The sequence below is a fragment of the Diaphorobacter sp. HDW4A genome (assembly GCF_011305995.1).
GTDB lineage: Bacteria > Pseudomonadota > Gammaproteobacteria > Burkholderiales > Burkholderiaceae_C > Diaphorobacter_A.
On record NZ_CP049910.1, the window covers coordinates 3,319,601 to 3,335,517 of the forward strand.

At 63.0% G+C, this 15,917-nt stretch carries 13 protein-coding genes and 1 pseudogene; 3 read left to right on the forward strand and 11 right to left on the reverse strand.

Features of this window, described 5'->3' with window-relative positions; translation table 11 throughout:
- Positions 1–16: 16 nt before the first annotated feature.
- The 7 genes from G7047_RS15130 to G7047_RS15160 all read right to left on the reverse strand — a co-directional run bounded on the left by G7047_RS15130 (position 17) and on the right by G7047_RS15160 (position 8,152).
- Positions 17–709, reverse strand: coding sequence for a substrate-binding domain-containing protein (locus G7047_RS15130; protein ID WP_166306987.1), 693 nt, complete (start codon positions 707–709; stop codon positions 17–19).
- Between the two features lie 193 nt (positions 710–902).
- Positions 903–2,015 carry a porin gene (locus G7047_RS15135; protein WP_166306990.1) on the reverse strand — a complete coding sequence of 371 codons (1,113 nt, stop codon included), beginning with the start codon at positions 2,013–2,015 and terminating at the stop codon, positions 903–905.
- A gap of 61 nt (positions 2,016–2,076) precedes the next feature.
- Entirely contained in the window at positions 2,077–3,369 is a 1,293-nt protein-coding gene (locus G7047_RS15140) for a gallate dioxygenase (RefSeq protein ID WP_166306993.1), read from the reverse strand.
- 57 nt (positions 3,370–3,426) lie between these two features.
- The gene (locus tag G7047_RS15145) at positions 3,427–5,118 is read right to left on the reverse strand and encodes a subtype B tannase (RefSeq protein ID WP_240939139.1); all 1,692 of its coding nucleotides are present in this window, start codon (positions 5,116–5,118) and stop codon (positions 3,427–3,429) included.
- 105 nt (positions 5,119–5,223) lie between these two features.
- A complete protein-coding gene (locus G7047_RS15150) occupies positions 5,224–6,261 on the reverse strand; it encodes a TRAP transporter substrate-binding protein (protein ID WP_166306996.1) in 1,038 nt (345 codons plus the stop codon).
- A gap of 41 nt (positions 6,262–6,302) precedes the next feature.
- Positions 6,303–7,625, reverse strand: a complete 1,323-nt coding sequence (locus G7047_RS15155; protein WP_166306998.1) for a TRAP transporter large permease — start codon at positions 7,623–7,625, stop codon at positions 6,303–6,305.
- Positions 7,622–8,152: a TRAP transporter small permease gene (locus G7047_RS15160; protein ID WP_166307000.1), complete on the reverse strand. Its 531-nt coding sequence runs from the start codon at positions 8,150–8,152 to the stop codon at positions 7,622–7,624. Before G7047_RS15160 ends, G7047_RS15155 begins: the two co-directional genes overlap by 4 nt.
- Positions 8,153–8,326: 174 nt before the next feature.
- Between G7047_RS15160 and G7047_RS15165 the strand changes: the two genes are divergently transcribed.
- From G7047_RS15165 to G7047_RS15175, 3 genes and pseudogenes are all read left to right on the forward strand, one after another.
- A complete protein-coding gene (locus G7047_RS15165) occupies positions 8,327–9,232 on the forward strand; it encodes a LysR family transcriptional regulator (RefSeq protein WP_166307002.1) in 906 nt (301 codons plus the stop codon).
- Between the two features lie 209 nt (positions 9,233–9,441).
- Positions 9,442–9,744 (forward strand): annotated as a pseudogene (locus G7047_RS15170) (winged helix-turn-helix transcriptional regulator); the annotation flags it as partial.
- 310 nt (positions 9,745–10,054) lie between these two features.
- Positions 10,055–10,414, forward strand: a complete 360-nt coding sequence (locus G7047_RS15175) for an FKBP-type peptidyl-prolyl cis-trans isomerase (protein ID WP_166307004.1) — start codon at positions 10,055–10,057, stop codon at positions 10,412–10,414.
- 96 nt (positions 10,415–10,510) lie between these two features.
- Here the strand turns inward: G7047_RS15175 and G7047_RS15180 are convergent, their stop codons facing one another.
- The 4 genes from G7047_RS15180 to ppsA all read right to left on the reverse strand — a co-directional run bounded on the left by G7047_RS15180 (position 10,511) and on the right by ppsA (position 15,893).
- Positions 10,511–10,981, reverse strand: a complete 471-nt coding sequence (locus G7047_RS15180; RefSeq protein ID WP_166307006.1) for a hypothetical protein — start codon at positions 10,979–10,981, stop codon at positions 10,511–10,513.
- Between the two features lie 105 nt (positions 10,982–11,086).
- Entirely contained in the window at positions 11,087–13,177 is a 2,091-nt protein-coding gene (locus G7047_RS15185) for a VC_2705 family sodium/solute symporter (RefSeq protein WP_166307008.1), read from the reverse strand.
- Positions 13,170–13,475 (reverse strand): DUF4212 domain-containing protein, encoded by a 306-nt coding sequence (locus tag G7047_RS15190; RefSeq protein WP_166307010.1) that lies wholly within the window; start codon positions 13,473–13,475, stop codon positions 13,170–13,172. Before G7047_RS15190 ends, G7047_RS15185 begins: the two co-directional genes overlap by 8 nt.
- 27 nt (positions 13,476–13,502) lie before the next feature.
- Positions 13,503–15,893 (reverse strand): phosphoenolpyruvate synthase, encoded by a 2,391-nt coding sequence (ppsA, locus tag G7047_RS15195; RefSeq protein WP_166307012.1) that lies wholly within the window; start codon positions 15,891–15,893, stop codon positions 13,503–13,505.
- Between the last annotated feature and the right edge of the window lie 24 nt (positions 15,894–15,917).

Here is a 15,917-nt window from a genome sequence, read left to right on the forward strand (position 1 = left end):
ACTTTTGCCAGCCCGGTCAGGCCATGCCGTGACGCCGTTTCACCGTCTGCGCCTCGAACGATGAGGCCAAGAAATCCAGCGCCTTGTGTGCTGCCTCAACGTGTTGGCATGACGATCCCACCGCACCCGAAAACGTAGTGACGATCTCGCAACCGGCGGGCATGGCGCCGAGAATGGCAATGCCTTCGATGCCAAGCAATTCGCTCAGCTGCTGAAAGCCGATGTTGACCGAGCCCTCGGCCAGCAGCTTGCCCACAGGCACGCCGGCAGGTGCCTTCACAAGGCGATCTGCGACGTCGTCTGCAATGCTCCAGCGCTCGAACAACGCCATCAGCGCTGTGCCGCTCGGGCCACTTGAATATCCAATTTTTTCCGCAGCCAGCAGGGCCGCGCGCAACGCTTTGGGAGTGGAGATATCGGGCACCGCTACATCACAACGCACGGCCACCGCCGTGGCGGACGCGGCAAGCTCCATCAAAGAACCCGGCAGTACATGGCCCGACTGCGCCAGAGCGGCGAGCGCATTCGCGTCCAGTACCACCAGATCAAAAGGCTCCCCCGCAGCAAGACGTCGCGTTGCATCGACGCCCCCCACCGATTCGAACTGCAGGGAAATTCCGGCAACTGGGCAGGTTTGTGAAAGCTCGGACAACACATGGCGCGTGGCCATCGACGAAATGCCGCGCAGATGGATGAGCGGGCTGTTCACAACGTGCCTCTTCCTTGGAGTAAAAATAACACAGCGCTCTATACCTGCCTCAGCCTTTGAAACTGGCGCTGCCTAGGCGAGAGCAGTCGAGCAAGGGCCGCCCCGCAGCGAAGACTGCGTTCACCTGCCCGCATTGCGCAAGCAATGCGAGAGCGGGGGGAAGGCGCGCAGCGACTCAGGGGGGTGTTCCTTATCAGAACGAATGGCGCATGCCGACCGACAGTCCGGACTGTCCCGAACCTGCAGCAGGATTGCTGCCTGTCGCCGCATTGCTTACCGACAGCGCGAGCGTCCCCTTGTTCGAGATATGGCCCGCCGTGGCGTACACCGCCGTGCGTTTAGACAGGTTATAGGTGCCGCGAATCGCGTACAGCGTGGCCGCGTTGGCGCTGTTCTTGTAGTCGAGCTTGAACACTTCGCCATCCAGCACGAACGCAGGCGCGAGGCGGTACTGCGCGCCCACGTACCAGAGGTTGCTGCGCTTGGTCGCGGGTGTCGCGTCGTTGCTGCGCGCGATCAGGCCACCGCCGAGCTTGAAGTCACCGAACTTCGCCCAGCCGGTGGCGGTGGAGCGGCGGTCCTTGAGGTCGCTGTTGGTGAGCCCCGCGAACGCGGCCGCGCCGCCGGTGATCTCGTCCATGGCGAGAGCCACACCCCATTGCGCGGCGTCGTACTTGGCCATCACCGACCATTGACGGCAGGCCGACTTGTCGCTCGCGTTCTCGCCCGCGCAATTGGTGCCCGATGGGCTCGGGCCCGCATTCACCGTGTCGCGGCCGAAGCTGTAGGTCGCCCCTGCGGTGAAGCCGTTGAACGTGCCCTTGTAGGCGATGGCGTTGTCCACGCGCGCGTTCGGCAGATAGCTGTCGAGCGAGCCCGAACCGTAGCTTGCGGGGCCGAGGATGTCGGCGTCGAGCTGCGACCAGAACAGCATCGAGTATTGGCGACCCAGCGTCACCGCGCCCCAACTGCCCGAAAGGCCGACGAAGGACTGGCGACCGAAGAAGCGACCACCCTGGTTCAGCGTGCCGCTGTCCACGCCAAGGCCGGACTCGAGCGTGAAGATGGCCTTCAGCCCGCCGCCCAGATCCTCGGTTCCGCGAAAGCCCAGACGCGACGGCATCTGCCCGCCCGTGAGACCCGGCATGCGGGTGAGGCTGTCGCCATTCGCGCCCACCTTGTTGATGTATTCGACCGATGAATCGACGATGCCGTAGATGGTGACATTGCTCTGCGCATGCGCGACATTGCCAAGCAGTGCGGCAACGCTCGCTGCGGCCAGTGCGATGCGGTGTGGTTTTTTCATGTCTCTCTCCTCGTAGGTCAGTGGTGGTGGTGATGTGGATGGCGTGAAGAAATCTGGTGTATCAATTGCTCGGCTTGTCCCAGCCCAGAGCGCCGGCCTCTTTGCCTGCAACGGAGTACAGCGCCTGCGTATTGCGCGTTTTCTGGAAGGTTTCGAGCGACTCGCCGCGCATGGCGGCGTAGATGTGCAGGTTGGAGACGCCGACGACCGCACCGAGCTTTTCGAGCATGAAAAAAATCACGCCGTAGTGGATCAAGCCCTGCCAGTTGCGCGTACTCACCAGCGAACGCTCCTCGTCGCTCAGGCCCGCCTCGCGCATCAGCGCGGCCTCGTCGGCCAGAAATTTCACGCGGTGCGCGGGGATCACAAGGTCGTGCAGAAAGCGGTTCAGGCGGTAGGCCTTCACACTGCGGCCGATGGTGAAGGGATACGTACCCTTCAGTTTTTCCGCACCGGCCAGTTGCTCGTTCACATGCGCGAGGTGGCGCTCCTTCGCCTGCGGCCACATGGCCTGCGGCTCTGCGTTTTCGTAGATCGCGGTGGCTATGCCGGTCATCGACGGAAGGTAGTAGGCGCGGTGCTTGCACGTGACCTGCGCCGACAGCGCGCCGCGCATCACCAGCCACATGATGACCTCGGCACCTTCGAGTCCGCCGAGCGTCGCGTACTCCGCATGTGTGATCGTGGTGAGCTGTTCGGGATCGCGCTCGAACAGGTCCACGAAGCGCGCGTCCCATTCGGGATCGTTGAAGCCCGCGCGCTCGCCATGCACCTGATGCGACAGACCGCCCGTGGCAACGATGGCCACGCGCAGGTCTTCGGGATAACTCTCAATGGCACGGCGCAGCGCCTGCCCAAGCTTGTAGCAGCGGCGCGCGGTCGGCAGCGGAAACTGCAGCACGCCCATCTGCAGCGGCACGAGTTTGAGCGGCCAGCCATTCTCGTGCTTGCACATCACCGACAGCGGCGAGAAGCAGCCGTGATCAAGCGGCCGGTCCTGGAAGAACGACATGTCGAATTCATCAGCCATCAGCGAGCGGCCGATGTGTTCGGCCAGCGCCGGATGGCCGGCGATGGCTGGCAGATCACGCGCCCCGCCGCCCTCGTCCGCCACGTCCCACTGCTCGCCCACGCCAAGCGTGAACGCAGAGTAGTGATCGAAGAAGAACGAGGTGACGTGGTCGTTGTAGATGAACAGCAGCACGTCGGGCTTCTTCTCTTCGATCCAAGCGTGGATCGGCTCGAACGCTTCAAAGATCGGCGCCCACACGGGGTCGCTGCTCTTGTCGCGGTCGAACGCGAAGCCGATGGTCGGGGTGTGCGATGCGGCAATGCCGCCGATGATCTGTGCCATAGCTGGCTTTTCTCCATGCGCCACTCGGGTGGCAGTTGCGTGTGCGGATGCGTGGGCTTAGAGGCCCTTGGCGTCCGCGTCCTTCAAGGTCTTGGCGATCCATGCCATGGCTTCGGGCACGTCGTAGTTGCCCGCGTGCGGCTGGTCCCAGGCAAGGCGGTAGTTCAGGTCGCTCACGTCGGCATCGGCCTTGAGCGCGCGCGCCAGATTCACCGACACGACGAAGGCCGTGTCGCGATCGCGCGAGCCGTGGCGCACATACCAGTACGGCGCGGTCTTGGCGGCGCTTCCGATGTAGTTCATCGGATTGACCAGCTTGACCTGCGTGGTCACCAGCGTGGATGCGGCGAGGAACTGCGCCCAGGTCTGCTTGGTGTCGTCCAGCCCCGTTCCGTCGCCCGCCTTGTCGTTGTGCGTCCAGCCGTAGTCGGTGAAGTTGGAATACACCTGCGCAGTGGTGCCGAACAGCGAGGACTCGCCCGACGACGCAGTGATCGCCATGCCGCTCTGGTCGAACGACGGCGCGTTCTTGAGCTTGGCCTGGGTGACGACGAACTTCAAATACTTCGTCATGTCGATCGACAGCACCTTGCCCGCCGCGTTGTCCACCGTGAGCCAGTCGTTGGTGTACTGGCCGGTCTGGCCCTGGCTGGTGTAGGTCATCACCTCGCCGAGATTGGGAATCGTCTTGCCCGCGGCCATATAGGTTTCGGCCGAACGGATCACCTCGGCCTTCACCTCATCGAGCATGTTGTCGGCCGTGAGCGCTGCGCCTGCGGAGTTCTTGAGATTGAGTGACTTCTGGTAGTCCGCGAACTTCGCCATCAGCTCGGCGGAGCCCGCTGGGTTGGGGTTCTGGCTGACCGTGACCCGTGTGCCGAGCACGTTGAACATCCATTCGTAGAGGATGTCGGCGTTGCCTAGATCGGTGATCGGGCAGTAGGCGTTGATCGCGAGCACATCGTCGGCCAGCGTGCTCTTGCCAGATGCGTCGATGCCCGCCGCACCGGCCTCGGCCAGATAGCTGTAGTAGTCGGCGCTGTTGCCCGACGAACCGAGAATCGACGACAGCCCGCCGCCGCCGCTCGTACCGTTGACCACGATGCGCTTGGCGCTGCCGGGCATCAGCGAATCGTTGAGCCGCAGATAGCGCACGGCGGCCTTGGCGTCCACCACCACCGAGGGCGACTTACCAGGATACTTGCCATCCGCACCCACCACATTGCGGCTGCGCGTGGCCACGTCGATGTAGACATAACCGGCCTTGAGCGCCGCGCCCACGTTGCTCGCGCTGCTGTCGAACGTGGCGCCATCCTTCACGCTGGCCTTGATGTAGCTGTGCATCCAGCCCGCGTTGTTCACGGCGAAGTAGATGCCCGTCTTCTGATCACTCGCGGCGCTCTCGGGCACGAAGATGTTCATGCTCTGGTAGCCGCATTTCGTATTGCTGATGGTGACCGTCTGGCCGAGCGCGGTCTGCGTCGCGGCCATCTCCGTCGGCTTGGCGACGTAGCAGACTTCCGGGTACCAGCGCACGGGCACCTTGGTGCCGTCGACGGTGACGTTGATCGTGGTGTACTTGGCCGCATCGAACTTGAGCGCCGCGTCGTTCACGCCCACCGCCGCGTCGTCGCCACCACCGCAGGCCGCAAGGCCCAGCGCGATGACACTGCACGCGGCCAAGGCAAGCACGCCCTTGGCAAAACGGGGAGTGGTGCAATTCAGCGTGTACTTCTTCAGCATCGTCATCGTTGTCTCCTTTGTTGTGTGTGCGCTTTTTTCGGGACGAGTCTTCCCCCGGGCGTGCGCACAGGCGCTCGCCCTGTTCGGGTCAGTTCTGAAAGTAGGGGCGGTTTAAGGCGTGGTCTTGGCCGCCTGCTTGGCGATCAGCGATTTGGCGTCGTCCAGCATCTTCTTGCCGTCGAGTCCCTTGCCGCTCATGTCCTTGATCCAGTCAGCCGAGAGCTTGTCGCCGAGCTTCTGCCAGGTCGCGAGCTCCGTCGCGGCGATCACGTTGGTCGTGTTGTTGGCGGTGAGCTTCTTGCCCTCCGCATCGGCCTGCACGAAGGCCTTGCCGATCTGGCCGGAAAGCGCTTCGCCGCTGTTCGCGTCGATGACCTTCTTGAGGTCGGGCGGGAGCGATTCGTACTTGGCCTTGTTCATCGCGAAGAGGAAGGTCGAGGTGTAGAACGCGGCCGCGGCGGGATCGGTCTCGGAGTGGTACTTGACCAGTTCCTGGATCTTCACAGAAGGCACGACTTCATACGGTACGACCGCGCCATCGATCACGCCCTTGGAGAGCGCGTCGCCCACCTGCGGCACCGGCATGCTGACCGGCGTGGCGCCGAGCATCGCGATGAACTTGTTGGTCAGGCGCGTGGGCGCCCGCATCTTCAGGCCACGCAGATCGGCCATGGTCTTGACCGGCTTGCCTGTCATGTGGAACACGCCGGGGCCATGCACGTGGAAGGCCAGCGGGTGCACGTCCTTGAACTCCTTCTGGCTGTGAATCTGCGCGTACTCCCAGAGCGCGCGGCTCGTGGCCTCAGGCTTCTGCATCATGAAGGGCAACTCGAAGGCCTCGAGGCTCGGGAAGCGGCCCGCCGTGTAGCCCGGCAGCGTCCACACCACGTCGGCCACGCCATCACGTACCTGATCGAAGAGCTGCGGCGGCGTGCCGCCCAACTGCATCGACGGGTAGATCTGGCACTTCATCTTGTTGTTCGATTCCTTGGCGATCTTCTCGCACCAAGGCTGAATGAACAGCGTGCTCGCATAAGACGTCTGCGGCAGATGGAAGTGGACCTTGAGCGTCACGTCCTGCGCCTGGGCGGGCGCTGCCAAGCTCGCGATGGCGAGGGTACAGGCCGTGAGTGCCATTTTGAATTGCATGGTCAGTCTCCTTGTTGTGTAGGTTTAGGTCTAGGGTCTGTTCAGGTGAGCAGATGCACCAGCCACAGCGCCGTGGTGGGAAACACGATGAGCAATGCAAGCCGCATCGCATCGGTGATGAGAAAGGGAACCACGCCTTTGTAGGTCTCAACCATGGGCACGTCACGCGCCAGGCCGTTCATGATGTAGACGTTCAAGCCGACCGGCGGGAAGATCATGCCGATCTCGCAGACGGTGAGGATCAGGATGCCGAACCACAGCGCCTTGTCGCCCACCGAGAGGCCGAAGAAGTCCATGCCCATGATCACCGGAAACAGCGTCGGCACGGTCAAGAGGATCATGCTCATCTCGTCCATCACGCAGCCGAGCAGCACGTAGAACAGCATCACGCCGGTGAGCACAAGCAGTGGCGAGATCTGCAGATGGCCGACCAGTTCGGCCAGTTGCGACGGCAGTTGCGAGAGCGCCAGCGCCGCGTTGATCATGTCCGCGCCGATGAAGATCAGAAAAATCATGCCGCTGGTCTGCGCCGTGGTGCGCACGGCCGCAACGAACTTGCTGCGGTTCAGCTCACCACGGAACAGCGTGATCGCACAGGTCATCACATTGCCGATGGCCGCGCCCTCGGTCGCCGTGAAGAGGCCGCCGTAGATGCCGCCGAACACCACCGCGAAGATCGCGAGGATCGGCCAGACCTTGGCTGCCGCCTTGAGCACTTCACGTGCAGAAATCGCCTGCGCCGCAGGGGCCTGTTCGGGGTGGATGCGCACCATCACCATGATCGCGATGATGTAGCCGAGCGCCGCGATCAGCGCGGGCACGTAGGCCGCCAGGAACATCTTGGTGATGTTCTGCTCGGTGAGAATCGCGTAGACCATCAGCGTGACAGACGGCGGCAACAGCACACCCATGGTGCCGCCCGTCGCAAGTGCGGCGGTGGCAAGACGGCCCGAATAGCCGATGCGGCGCATCTGCGGATAGGCCACCTGGGCAATCGTCGCGGTGGTCGCCACGGTCGAACCCGAGATCGAACCGAACGCCGCGCAGGCCAGCACACCGGCCATCGCCATGCCGCCACGGAAGCGCCCGAGCAGCGCATTCGCAAAGTCGAACAGCGCCTTCGAGAGACCGCCCTGCACGGCCACCGCGCCCATCAACATGAACAGCGGAATCACCGACAGGTCGTACACCGACACCCGGCCGTAGACCGCACCCTTCAAATGCGCAAGCAGCGGCAGCCATCCGGAAAGCGCCATGTACCCCAGGGCTCCGGGAATGAACATCGCCACCGCGATGGGCACGCGCACGGCCATCAACACCAGCATGCCGGCGAACATCGCCAAGCCAATCGACATCGTGCTCATGCCTGCACCTCGTCATCCGCCTGCGCATCACCGCCGCGCAGCAGTTCGGTGAGCTGCACGATACCGATCAGCACGCACAGTGCGAGCCCCGGCAGCATCAGCACGTAGGGAATCCACAGCGGCAGATCCATCAGCATCGAGCGCTCCTGCGCCTCGCGAATATCGATGCCGCCAACGGCCACGCGCCAGGTGACCAGCGCCAGCATCAGCGTGTAGAGCAACAGGCCGAAGGCATCCATCAGGCGCTGCGCAGATGCGCTCGCCTTGGTCGTGAAGAAGTCCACGATAATGTTGGCGCGGCGGAACTGCGTGTAGGGCAGGAACGAGGCCACCACCACCGCACAGCCAAGCTGCACCAGTTCGACGTCGCCAAGAATGGGATGAGCGAAAAATGCGCGCCCGACGACGCTCACCGTGGTCATCAACGCCAGTGCCACCAACACCAAAGCCCCTATCGCAGCACTCGCATCGCAAAGCCACTCCAATCGGCGCATCGCAGGCGATGCATCCGCTTTTTGCTCTTCCATTAACTCGTCTCCTTTTGACCTCTATCAGCGACGATTGTCACTGCCGCTCGTAAGCGTTTTTTGGAATGATCGGAGTCTAGAGAGCAAGGTTCACGCAAGTAAGATGTCCTGCCCCGATGCGCAATAACTGGCGGTTATCACCCTCGCGCAAACCCTTACTGGAAGCCCCTCACAATGAAACTCACGAACCTGCGAGCACTGGTGGCTGCCATCGAGGAAGGCAGCCTGCGATCGGCGGGAAAACGCCTCGGAATATCGCAGCCCGCGCTCACCAAATTGATACGCGAACTCGAGCGTGAGTTATCGACCACACTGCTGCATCGATCCACCACCGGCGTGGTCGCAACGGCGCAAGGGCTTGTGATGTACGAGCGCGCAATCGCCGCAGATCGCGAACTCGTGCAGGCAGTCGAGCAAATCCGCCAGCTCGACGGCCACATGTCGGGCTCGCTCACCATCGGCGCAGTGCCGCTTGCGGTAATGCTGCTCGTGCCCGAGACGCTGCGCACCTTTGGCAGCGCGTTCCCGGACATCAAGCTGCGCATCATCGAGGAGCTTTACATCGCGCAGCTCACGCGCCTGCGCAAGGGCGAGGTCGACATCGCGCTCGGCCCCTTGCCCAATGATCTACCGGCCGGTGAATTCGCGGTGGAGACGCTGATGCCCATCACCATGGTCGTCGTCGTGCGCAAGGGCAACCCGCTCGCACGTGCCAAGCGCCTGGCCGATCTGGCCGATGCGCCCTGGGTCTACACCGGCGCGCCGCCCGACTCCGGCTACGCCAAGACGCTGTTCGAGCAGCACGGCCTCGCGCCGCCGCCTGCGGGCGCGCTGGTCAATTCAACGCTCGGCCTGCTGTCCATCATCACCAGCGGCAACTGCGTCGGCCTGCTACCCCAGCAGATCGCGCTGCATCCACTCGCCTCGCAGTACATCGACATCATCACGCTCAAGGAAGGTCCACTCGTGCTGACACTCGGCGCCCTTGCGCGTGCCGATTCGCACCTCAAACCTAGCGTGCGTCACTTCATGGCACATCTGCATCGCGCCGCACATCATCTAACCAAGGCAAGCCCCTGATCGCCAACACCGTCGCGCATGACTACGCCTCAAAGGCGGGCTGGGCGACATAAAACTGCATAGTTCTCATAAAGCCACCTTGTCGCAAAAGCTACCAAACTTGTAGCAATTTTGATTCCACGCTATATTGATGCCGTTTTCGCCAACCGCCCAGATGAACCTATCTGCTTCTCGGGCTGCTTTCATTTCATGCGTAAGGAGAAGCGCTCATGAGCTCCAAGGACAACGCCGCCGTCAATCAGCTGTTCGAGCGACTCGAATGCCGTTATGCGATGCGTGTGCTGTGGGCGCTGCGTGACGGCCACCCGCAGACTTTTCGTCTGCTGCAGGACAGCGTGGGCGGCATCACCCCCAACACGCTGAACACCCGCATCAAGGAACTGCGCGAAGCCAGCCTGCTCGACCATGGCAGCGACGGCTACACCGTCACCCCGCTCGGTCAGGATCTGCTCAAGCGCCTGTCGGACGTGCAACCCTTCGCCCTGCGTTGGGCCGCCACCCACCCGCGCAAAGTCACCGTGCGCGCATCATCAGCCAGCCCTGCACCTGCTGCTCCGGCCCAGACACCCGCTACCGCAGCGACCACTCCATTGGGTGATCCTTGGCCAGGCACCAACGTGCCCTCGGCCTCATCCGGCAGTTCTACTTCCGGCGAGCTGGACGACTGACCGCCTGCATTCCCGCCCAAAACCACACCACCAACCCGCGCCCGTTCGCGGGTTTTGTGTTTTTTGGCACTATGCTTGCCGCATCGCCGTCCTCGGCCCGCTCAAGTGGACCCATGACGCAGCGATTTCCCATTCCATCCAAAGGACTCTCTCCATGACGTTCACCACCACCCCTTCCGGCCTGCAGTTCCAGGACACCGTCGTCGGCGAAGGCGCCGAAGCCAAGGCAGGCGCTTCCGTGCGCGTGCACTACACCGGCTGGCTCTACAACGATGGCCAGCAAGGCGCCAAGTTCGACTCCAGCCGTGATCGCAACGATCCCTTTGAATTCCCACTGGGTTCCGGCATGGTCATCAAGGGCTGGGACGAAGGCGTGCAAGGCATGAAGATCGGCGGCCAGCGCACCCTGCTGATCCCCGCAGCCCTCGGCTACGGCGCACGCGGCGCAGGCGGCGTGATCCCTCCGAACGCAACACTGAAGTTCGACGTGGAACTGCTGGGTGTGGGCGGCTGATCGAGTTTCAGATCTGCCGACGATGAAGAACGCGCCTCATGGGCGCGTTTTTTGTTGATCGGACGGCTCAGTAGCCCACCGTCTCGGGAGGTCGGATCACCCGTTGAGCGCCTGCTCCAGCCGCGCGTACTTGGCATCCCCCACCGCCGCACGGATCTTGGGAGCAAGGGCCAAAAGCTCGCGGTAGCCGCCTGCGGCTTCGACGGCGAGGGTCAGCGGCAGGCCGCGCAGGCCGAGGCCAGAGGTCAATTCAGTGGCAATGCGGTAAGCGTCCTGATAGCGATCGCTGGAGCTTCGCAAGCTCTCGGTGCCAAAACCGCTGGGGGTTGCTGCGGTCGGGGTATTGGTCGACGCTGCTGCGGCAGTCGTCGCGGGCTCGAGCAGTCCCTGATCGACCATGCCCTGCACATCTTGAGCAGTGATGCCCATGGGGGCGGTGGCTTCGAGCACCTGCGCGAGGGTGCGTTTTCCGTCAAACAAAATGAAGGCGGACCGTTGGCGAGGGGCCAACGACGCGTGTCGCTCCTTGAGCGCTTGTTGACCCGCTTGCGTCTTCACGTAAATCATCACTCACCTCACATCCGGGTCGTTGAATTCAGATCCGACCATCTCAAATGTTAATTTGATTGCCTATCGGGAATGCCCGAGGGATGGCAAAGATTTATTCTCTCGTCACACCAATCTCGGTAGATTTTCTTGATCTTTGCGCAAACGCGTCATCCAACTCACGACCCATGCCACGATGAATCCGCAGGGCACCCCAAAAACGCCCGCAGAGATGGGCTGGATACCGAACCACAGCCCGTCCACCAGCAGGAGGGAGGGCACGACGGCGCGCACGCCGTTCACTTGCGACAGCAGGTAGTACACGGTGATCAGCAGGCCAGAGACCATCCCGGCCACGGCTCCGGCACGCGTGGTGCCGCGCCAGAAGATGCCAAGCACCATCGCGGGGACGAAGGCCGATGCGGCAATCGAGAACGAGGCCGAGACCATGGGCAGGATTTCCGAGGGCTTCAGTGCAGCGACGAAGGCGGCGGACAAGGCCACGGTAAGCAGGGCGAACTTGGTCAGGATCACGCGCTGCTCGGGCGTGGCTCGGCGGCGGGTTTCGCGGAAGTAGAGATCGCGCACCAGCGCGTTGCTGATGGTAAGCAACAGGCCGTCGGCGGTGGAGAGCGCAGCGGCCAGACCACCCGCCGCGACGAGGCCGGAAATCACATACGGCAGTCCGGCGATCTCGGGTGTGGCGAGCATGATGAGATCGGCGCCGAAACGCATCTCGCCGAACTGCAGAATGCCGTCGCCGTTCATGTCTTCGACCGAGAGCAAGGCGCTGTCCAGACGCGACCACTGGGCCATCCAGCTGGGTAGCGCGTCAAAGCTGCTGCCCACCAGCGTGTTCATGACCTCGTGCTTGATCAGCACCGCAAGGGCTGGGGCGCTCAGGTACAGCAGTGCAATGAAAAACAGCGACCACGCGACCGACGAGCGTGCGGCAGCGACGGAGGGTGCCGTGTAGTAACGCGTGAGCAGATGCGGCAGACCGGCTGTGCCGACCATCAGGCAAAACATCAGCGCCAGAAAGTTGTTGCGTGAGTTCTTGAAGGCTTCGCGTTCTTCCGAACTACCTTCAGGATTGCCCGCAAATGCCTGGCTGTGACGCGGCAATCCGCCCAGCGGCCTCGCACGCTCGTAGTTCTCGCGCATCTCGCGCGTCCACAGTTCACGTGCGGTCTCTGCATCGCGTGGCAGTTTCACAAGCTCGCGGCTGGCGGCGACGATCAGGCCTACATCGGCATTCTTGGCGCGGAGACTCTGTATGCGCTCCCGAGCCACCGTGCGCTCGCGCTCGAGGGCTGCGTCCACATCGGTGAGGCGCGCTTCGTAGTCGCGCGCACGGCGCAGGTAAGCGCGCTGCACCTCCATCTCGGCAGGCGATGCGAGCAACTTGTCTTCCAGCTCGGCGATCTTGCCGATCTGCGCGCCGTATTCGAAGGTCGCCACCGGCGTTCCAAGCTGCTTGTAGGCGAGCCACGATACGGGAATCAAAAAGGCCAGCAGAATGACGACGTACTGCGCCACCTGCGTCCAGGTGATCGCACGCATGCCGCCGAGAAACGAGCACAGCAGCACGCCGCCGAGCCCGAGCATGATGCCGATCTCGAACTGCACGCCGGTCAGGCGCGAGGCGATCAGGCCCACGCCATAGATCTGCGCAACCACATAGGTGAACGAGCAGATCACCGCCGCCAGCGCCGCGATCACGCGCGGCCAACGGCCACCGAAGCGCACCTGGAAAAAGTCAGGGATGGTGTAGAGATTCATCGCCCGCAGGTGCGGCGCGATCAGGATGGCGACGAGGCAGAAGCCCCCCGTCCACCCGAGCAGATAGGCCAGCCCGCCCGCCTGCCCCGGCAAACCCGCAAAGCCCTGCAGATAGAGCGCGCCGGAGAGGCTAATGAACGACGCGGCGCTCATCCAGTCGGCCGCTGCGGCCATGCCGTTGTAGAACGGGGGAATGCGCCGGCCCGCGACGTAGTATTCCTCGGGGTCGGTCGTGCGCGCGTAGACGCCGATGCCCGCGTAGGCCATGACGGTGAGGAACAGGAAGATCGGCCCGATCCAGTGCCGCGACAGCCCCTGCTGCTCGGCCCAGGCCAGTGCAGCGATGAAGCCCAGCAGGCCGATCACATAGAGCGTGAGTGTGCGCGCCAGACGCCTTGAATACGAGCGCCCGCCCGGAGTACCACCGTCACTCATCGGAAGAGGTGCCGCCGGACTCGCGCTGCTGATCCTGCCGCTCGAAATGGTTCATCGCTGCACAGTAAACGCAGACGATCACGATGAACATCAGGACTGCCCCTTGGGCGACCATCCAGTAGCCGAATTGCCACTGACCGAATTGCCAGGTCAGATCGCGCACGAACCAGCATGCGCCGAAGGTGACCAGCACCCAGACGCAAAGAAGCCCGGCCTTGAGCCACAAGTGCCGGGCGTCATGCATGTCGGGCGGAAAGGGAATGCCCACCTGCTCTTCATTCTCGGAATGCGGCAGCATGTGGACGGACTCCCTTCGCCGTCAGGCTCAGCCTGCGAGGTTCTGCCAAGTCGTGACGACGCTGTCAGGGTTCAGCGAGATCGACGAGATGCCCTGCTCGGCCAGCCACTTGGCGAAGTCAGGGTGATCGCTGGGGCCCTGGCCGCAGATGCCCACGTACTTGCCCTGTGCCAGGCAGGCGTCGATGGCGCGCTTGAGGAGCGCCTGCACAGCAGGATCGCGCTCGTCGAAGTCGGCGGCCAGCAGTTCCAGACCAGAGTCGCGGTCCAGACCCAGCGTGAGCTGCGTCAGATCGTTCGAGCCGACGGAGAAGCCGTCGAAGAACTGCAGGAACTGCTCGGCCAGCACGGCGTTCGAGGGAACCTCGCACATCATGATGACCTTGAGCGAGTTCTCGCCGCGCTTCAAACCGTGCTCGGCGAGCAGGCTGGTCACGCGCTCGGCTTGCTTCAGGGTGCGCACAAAAGGCACCATCACCTGGATGTTGGTCAGACCCATTTCGTTGCGCACGCGCTTGAGGGCTTCGCACTCCATCGCGAAGGCTTCACCGAATTCAGCGCTGATGTAGCGTGCGGCACCACGAAAGCCCAGCATCGGGTTTTCTTCTTCGGGCTCGTAGCGGCTGCCGCCGATCAGCTTGCGGTACTCGTTGGACTTGAAGTCCGACAGACGCACGATGACGGGCTTGGGCCAGAACGCGGCGGCAATCGTCGCCACGCCCTCGGCGACCTTGTCGACATAGAACGCGCGCGGCGAGGCATGGCCACGGGCCACGGATTCGACGGCCTTTTTGAGGTCGGCATCGACGGCAGGGTAGTCGAGGATCGCCTTGGGGTGTACGCCGATGTTGTTGTTGATGATGAACTCGAGACGCGCCAGACCCACGCCTTCGTTGGGCAGTTGTGCGAAGTCGAACGCGAGCTGGGGGTTGCCCACGTTCATCATGATCTTGGTGCTGATCTTGGGCATCACGCCGCGCTGCACTTCAGTCACTTCGGTTTCGAGCAGACCGTCGTAGATCTTGCCGGTGTCGCCTTCCGAGCAGCTCACGGTGACGAGCGTGCCATCCTTGAGCTTGGAGGTCGCGTCGCCGCAGCCCACCACCGCTGGAATGCCCAGTTCACGCGCAATGATCGCGGCGTGGCAGGTGCGGCCACCACGGTTGGTGACGATGGCGGAAGCGCGCTTCATCACTGGCTCCCAGTTGGGGTCGGTCATGTCGGTGACCAGCACGTCACCGGGCTGGACCTTGTCCATTTCGGCGATGTCGTTCACCAGGCGCACAGGGCCGGTGCCGATCTTCTGACCGATGGCGCGGCCTTCGGCGATCACGGTGCCGGTGCCCTTCAACTTGAAGCGCAGTTCGGCCTGGCCCTTGGACTGGCTCTTCACGGTTTCGGGACGTGCCTGCAGGATGTAGAGCTGGCCATCGGTGCCGTCCTTGCCCCACTCGATGTCCATCGGACGACCGTAGTGCTTCTCGATGATCAGCGCGTAGCGGGCCAGCTGTTCGACGTCGGCGTCGGTCAGCGAGTAGCGGTTGCGCAGCTCGGGCGCCACGTCGGTGGTCTTCACCAGCTTGCCGGAGGCAGCCTTTTCTTCGGGCGATGCGAACACCATCTGGATCAGCTTGCTGCCCAGGTTGCGGCGGATCACCGACTTGTTGCCCGCTTCCAACATGGGCTTGTGCACGTAGAACTCGTCAGGGTTCACGGCGCCCTGCACCACGGTCTCGCCGAGACCGTAGCTCGAGGTGATGAACACCACTTCTTCGAAGCCGGATTCGGTGTCGATGGTAAACATCACGCCAGCGGCGCCGGTGTCGGAGCGCACCATGCGCTGCACGCCAGCCGAGAGGGCCACCACGTCGTGCTCGAAGCCCTTGTGGACGCGATACGAAATGGCACGGTCGTTGTACAGCGACGCGAACACTTCCTTCATCTTGTGCAGCACGTCTTCGATGCCGACGACGTTCAGGAAGGTTTCCTGCTGACCGGCGAACGAAGCGTCTGGCAGATCTTCAGCGGTGGCCGAAGAGCGCACGGCGAAGCTCGCCTGCGCGTTGCCTGCGGACAGGGTTGCGAAAGCGTCACGGACCGATTTTTCGAGGTCGGCAGGGAAAGGCTGGTTTTCCATCCAGCCGCGAATCTCAGCGCCAGCAGCAGCCAGCGCGCGCACGTCATCCACATCGAGCGACGCCAGCTTTTGGCTGATGCGATCAGCCAGACCTTCATGCTTCAGAAACTCACGGAACGCATGGGCGGTGGTGGCAAAACCCGTCGGCACGCGAACGCCTTCGGGCAGTTGGGAGATCATTTCGCCGAGCGAGGCGTTCTTGCCGCCTACGACTTCGACGTCGCTCATTCTCAGGTTCTCAAACGGAACGACCAAGGCGGTCGTTTCATAGAGTGCAGACATGGGGAAGCTCCAGAGTTTAAAAAC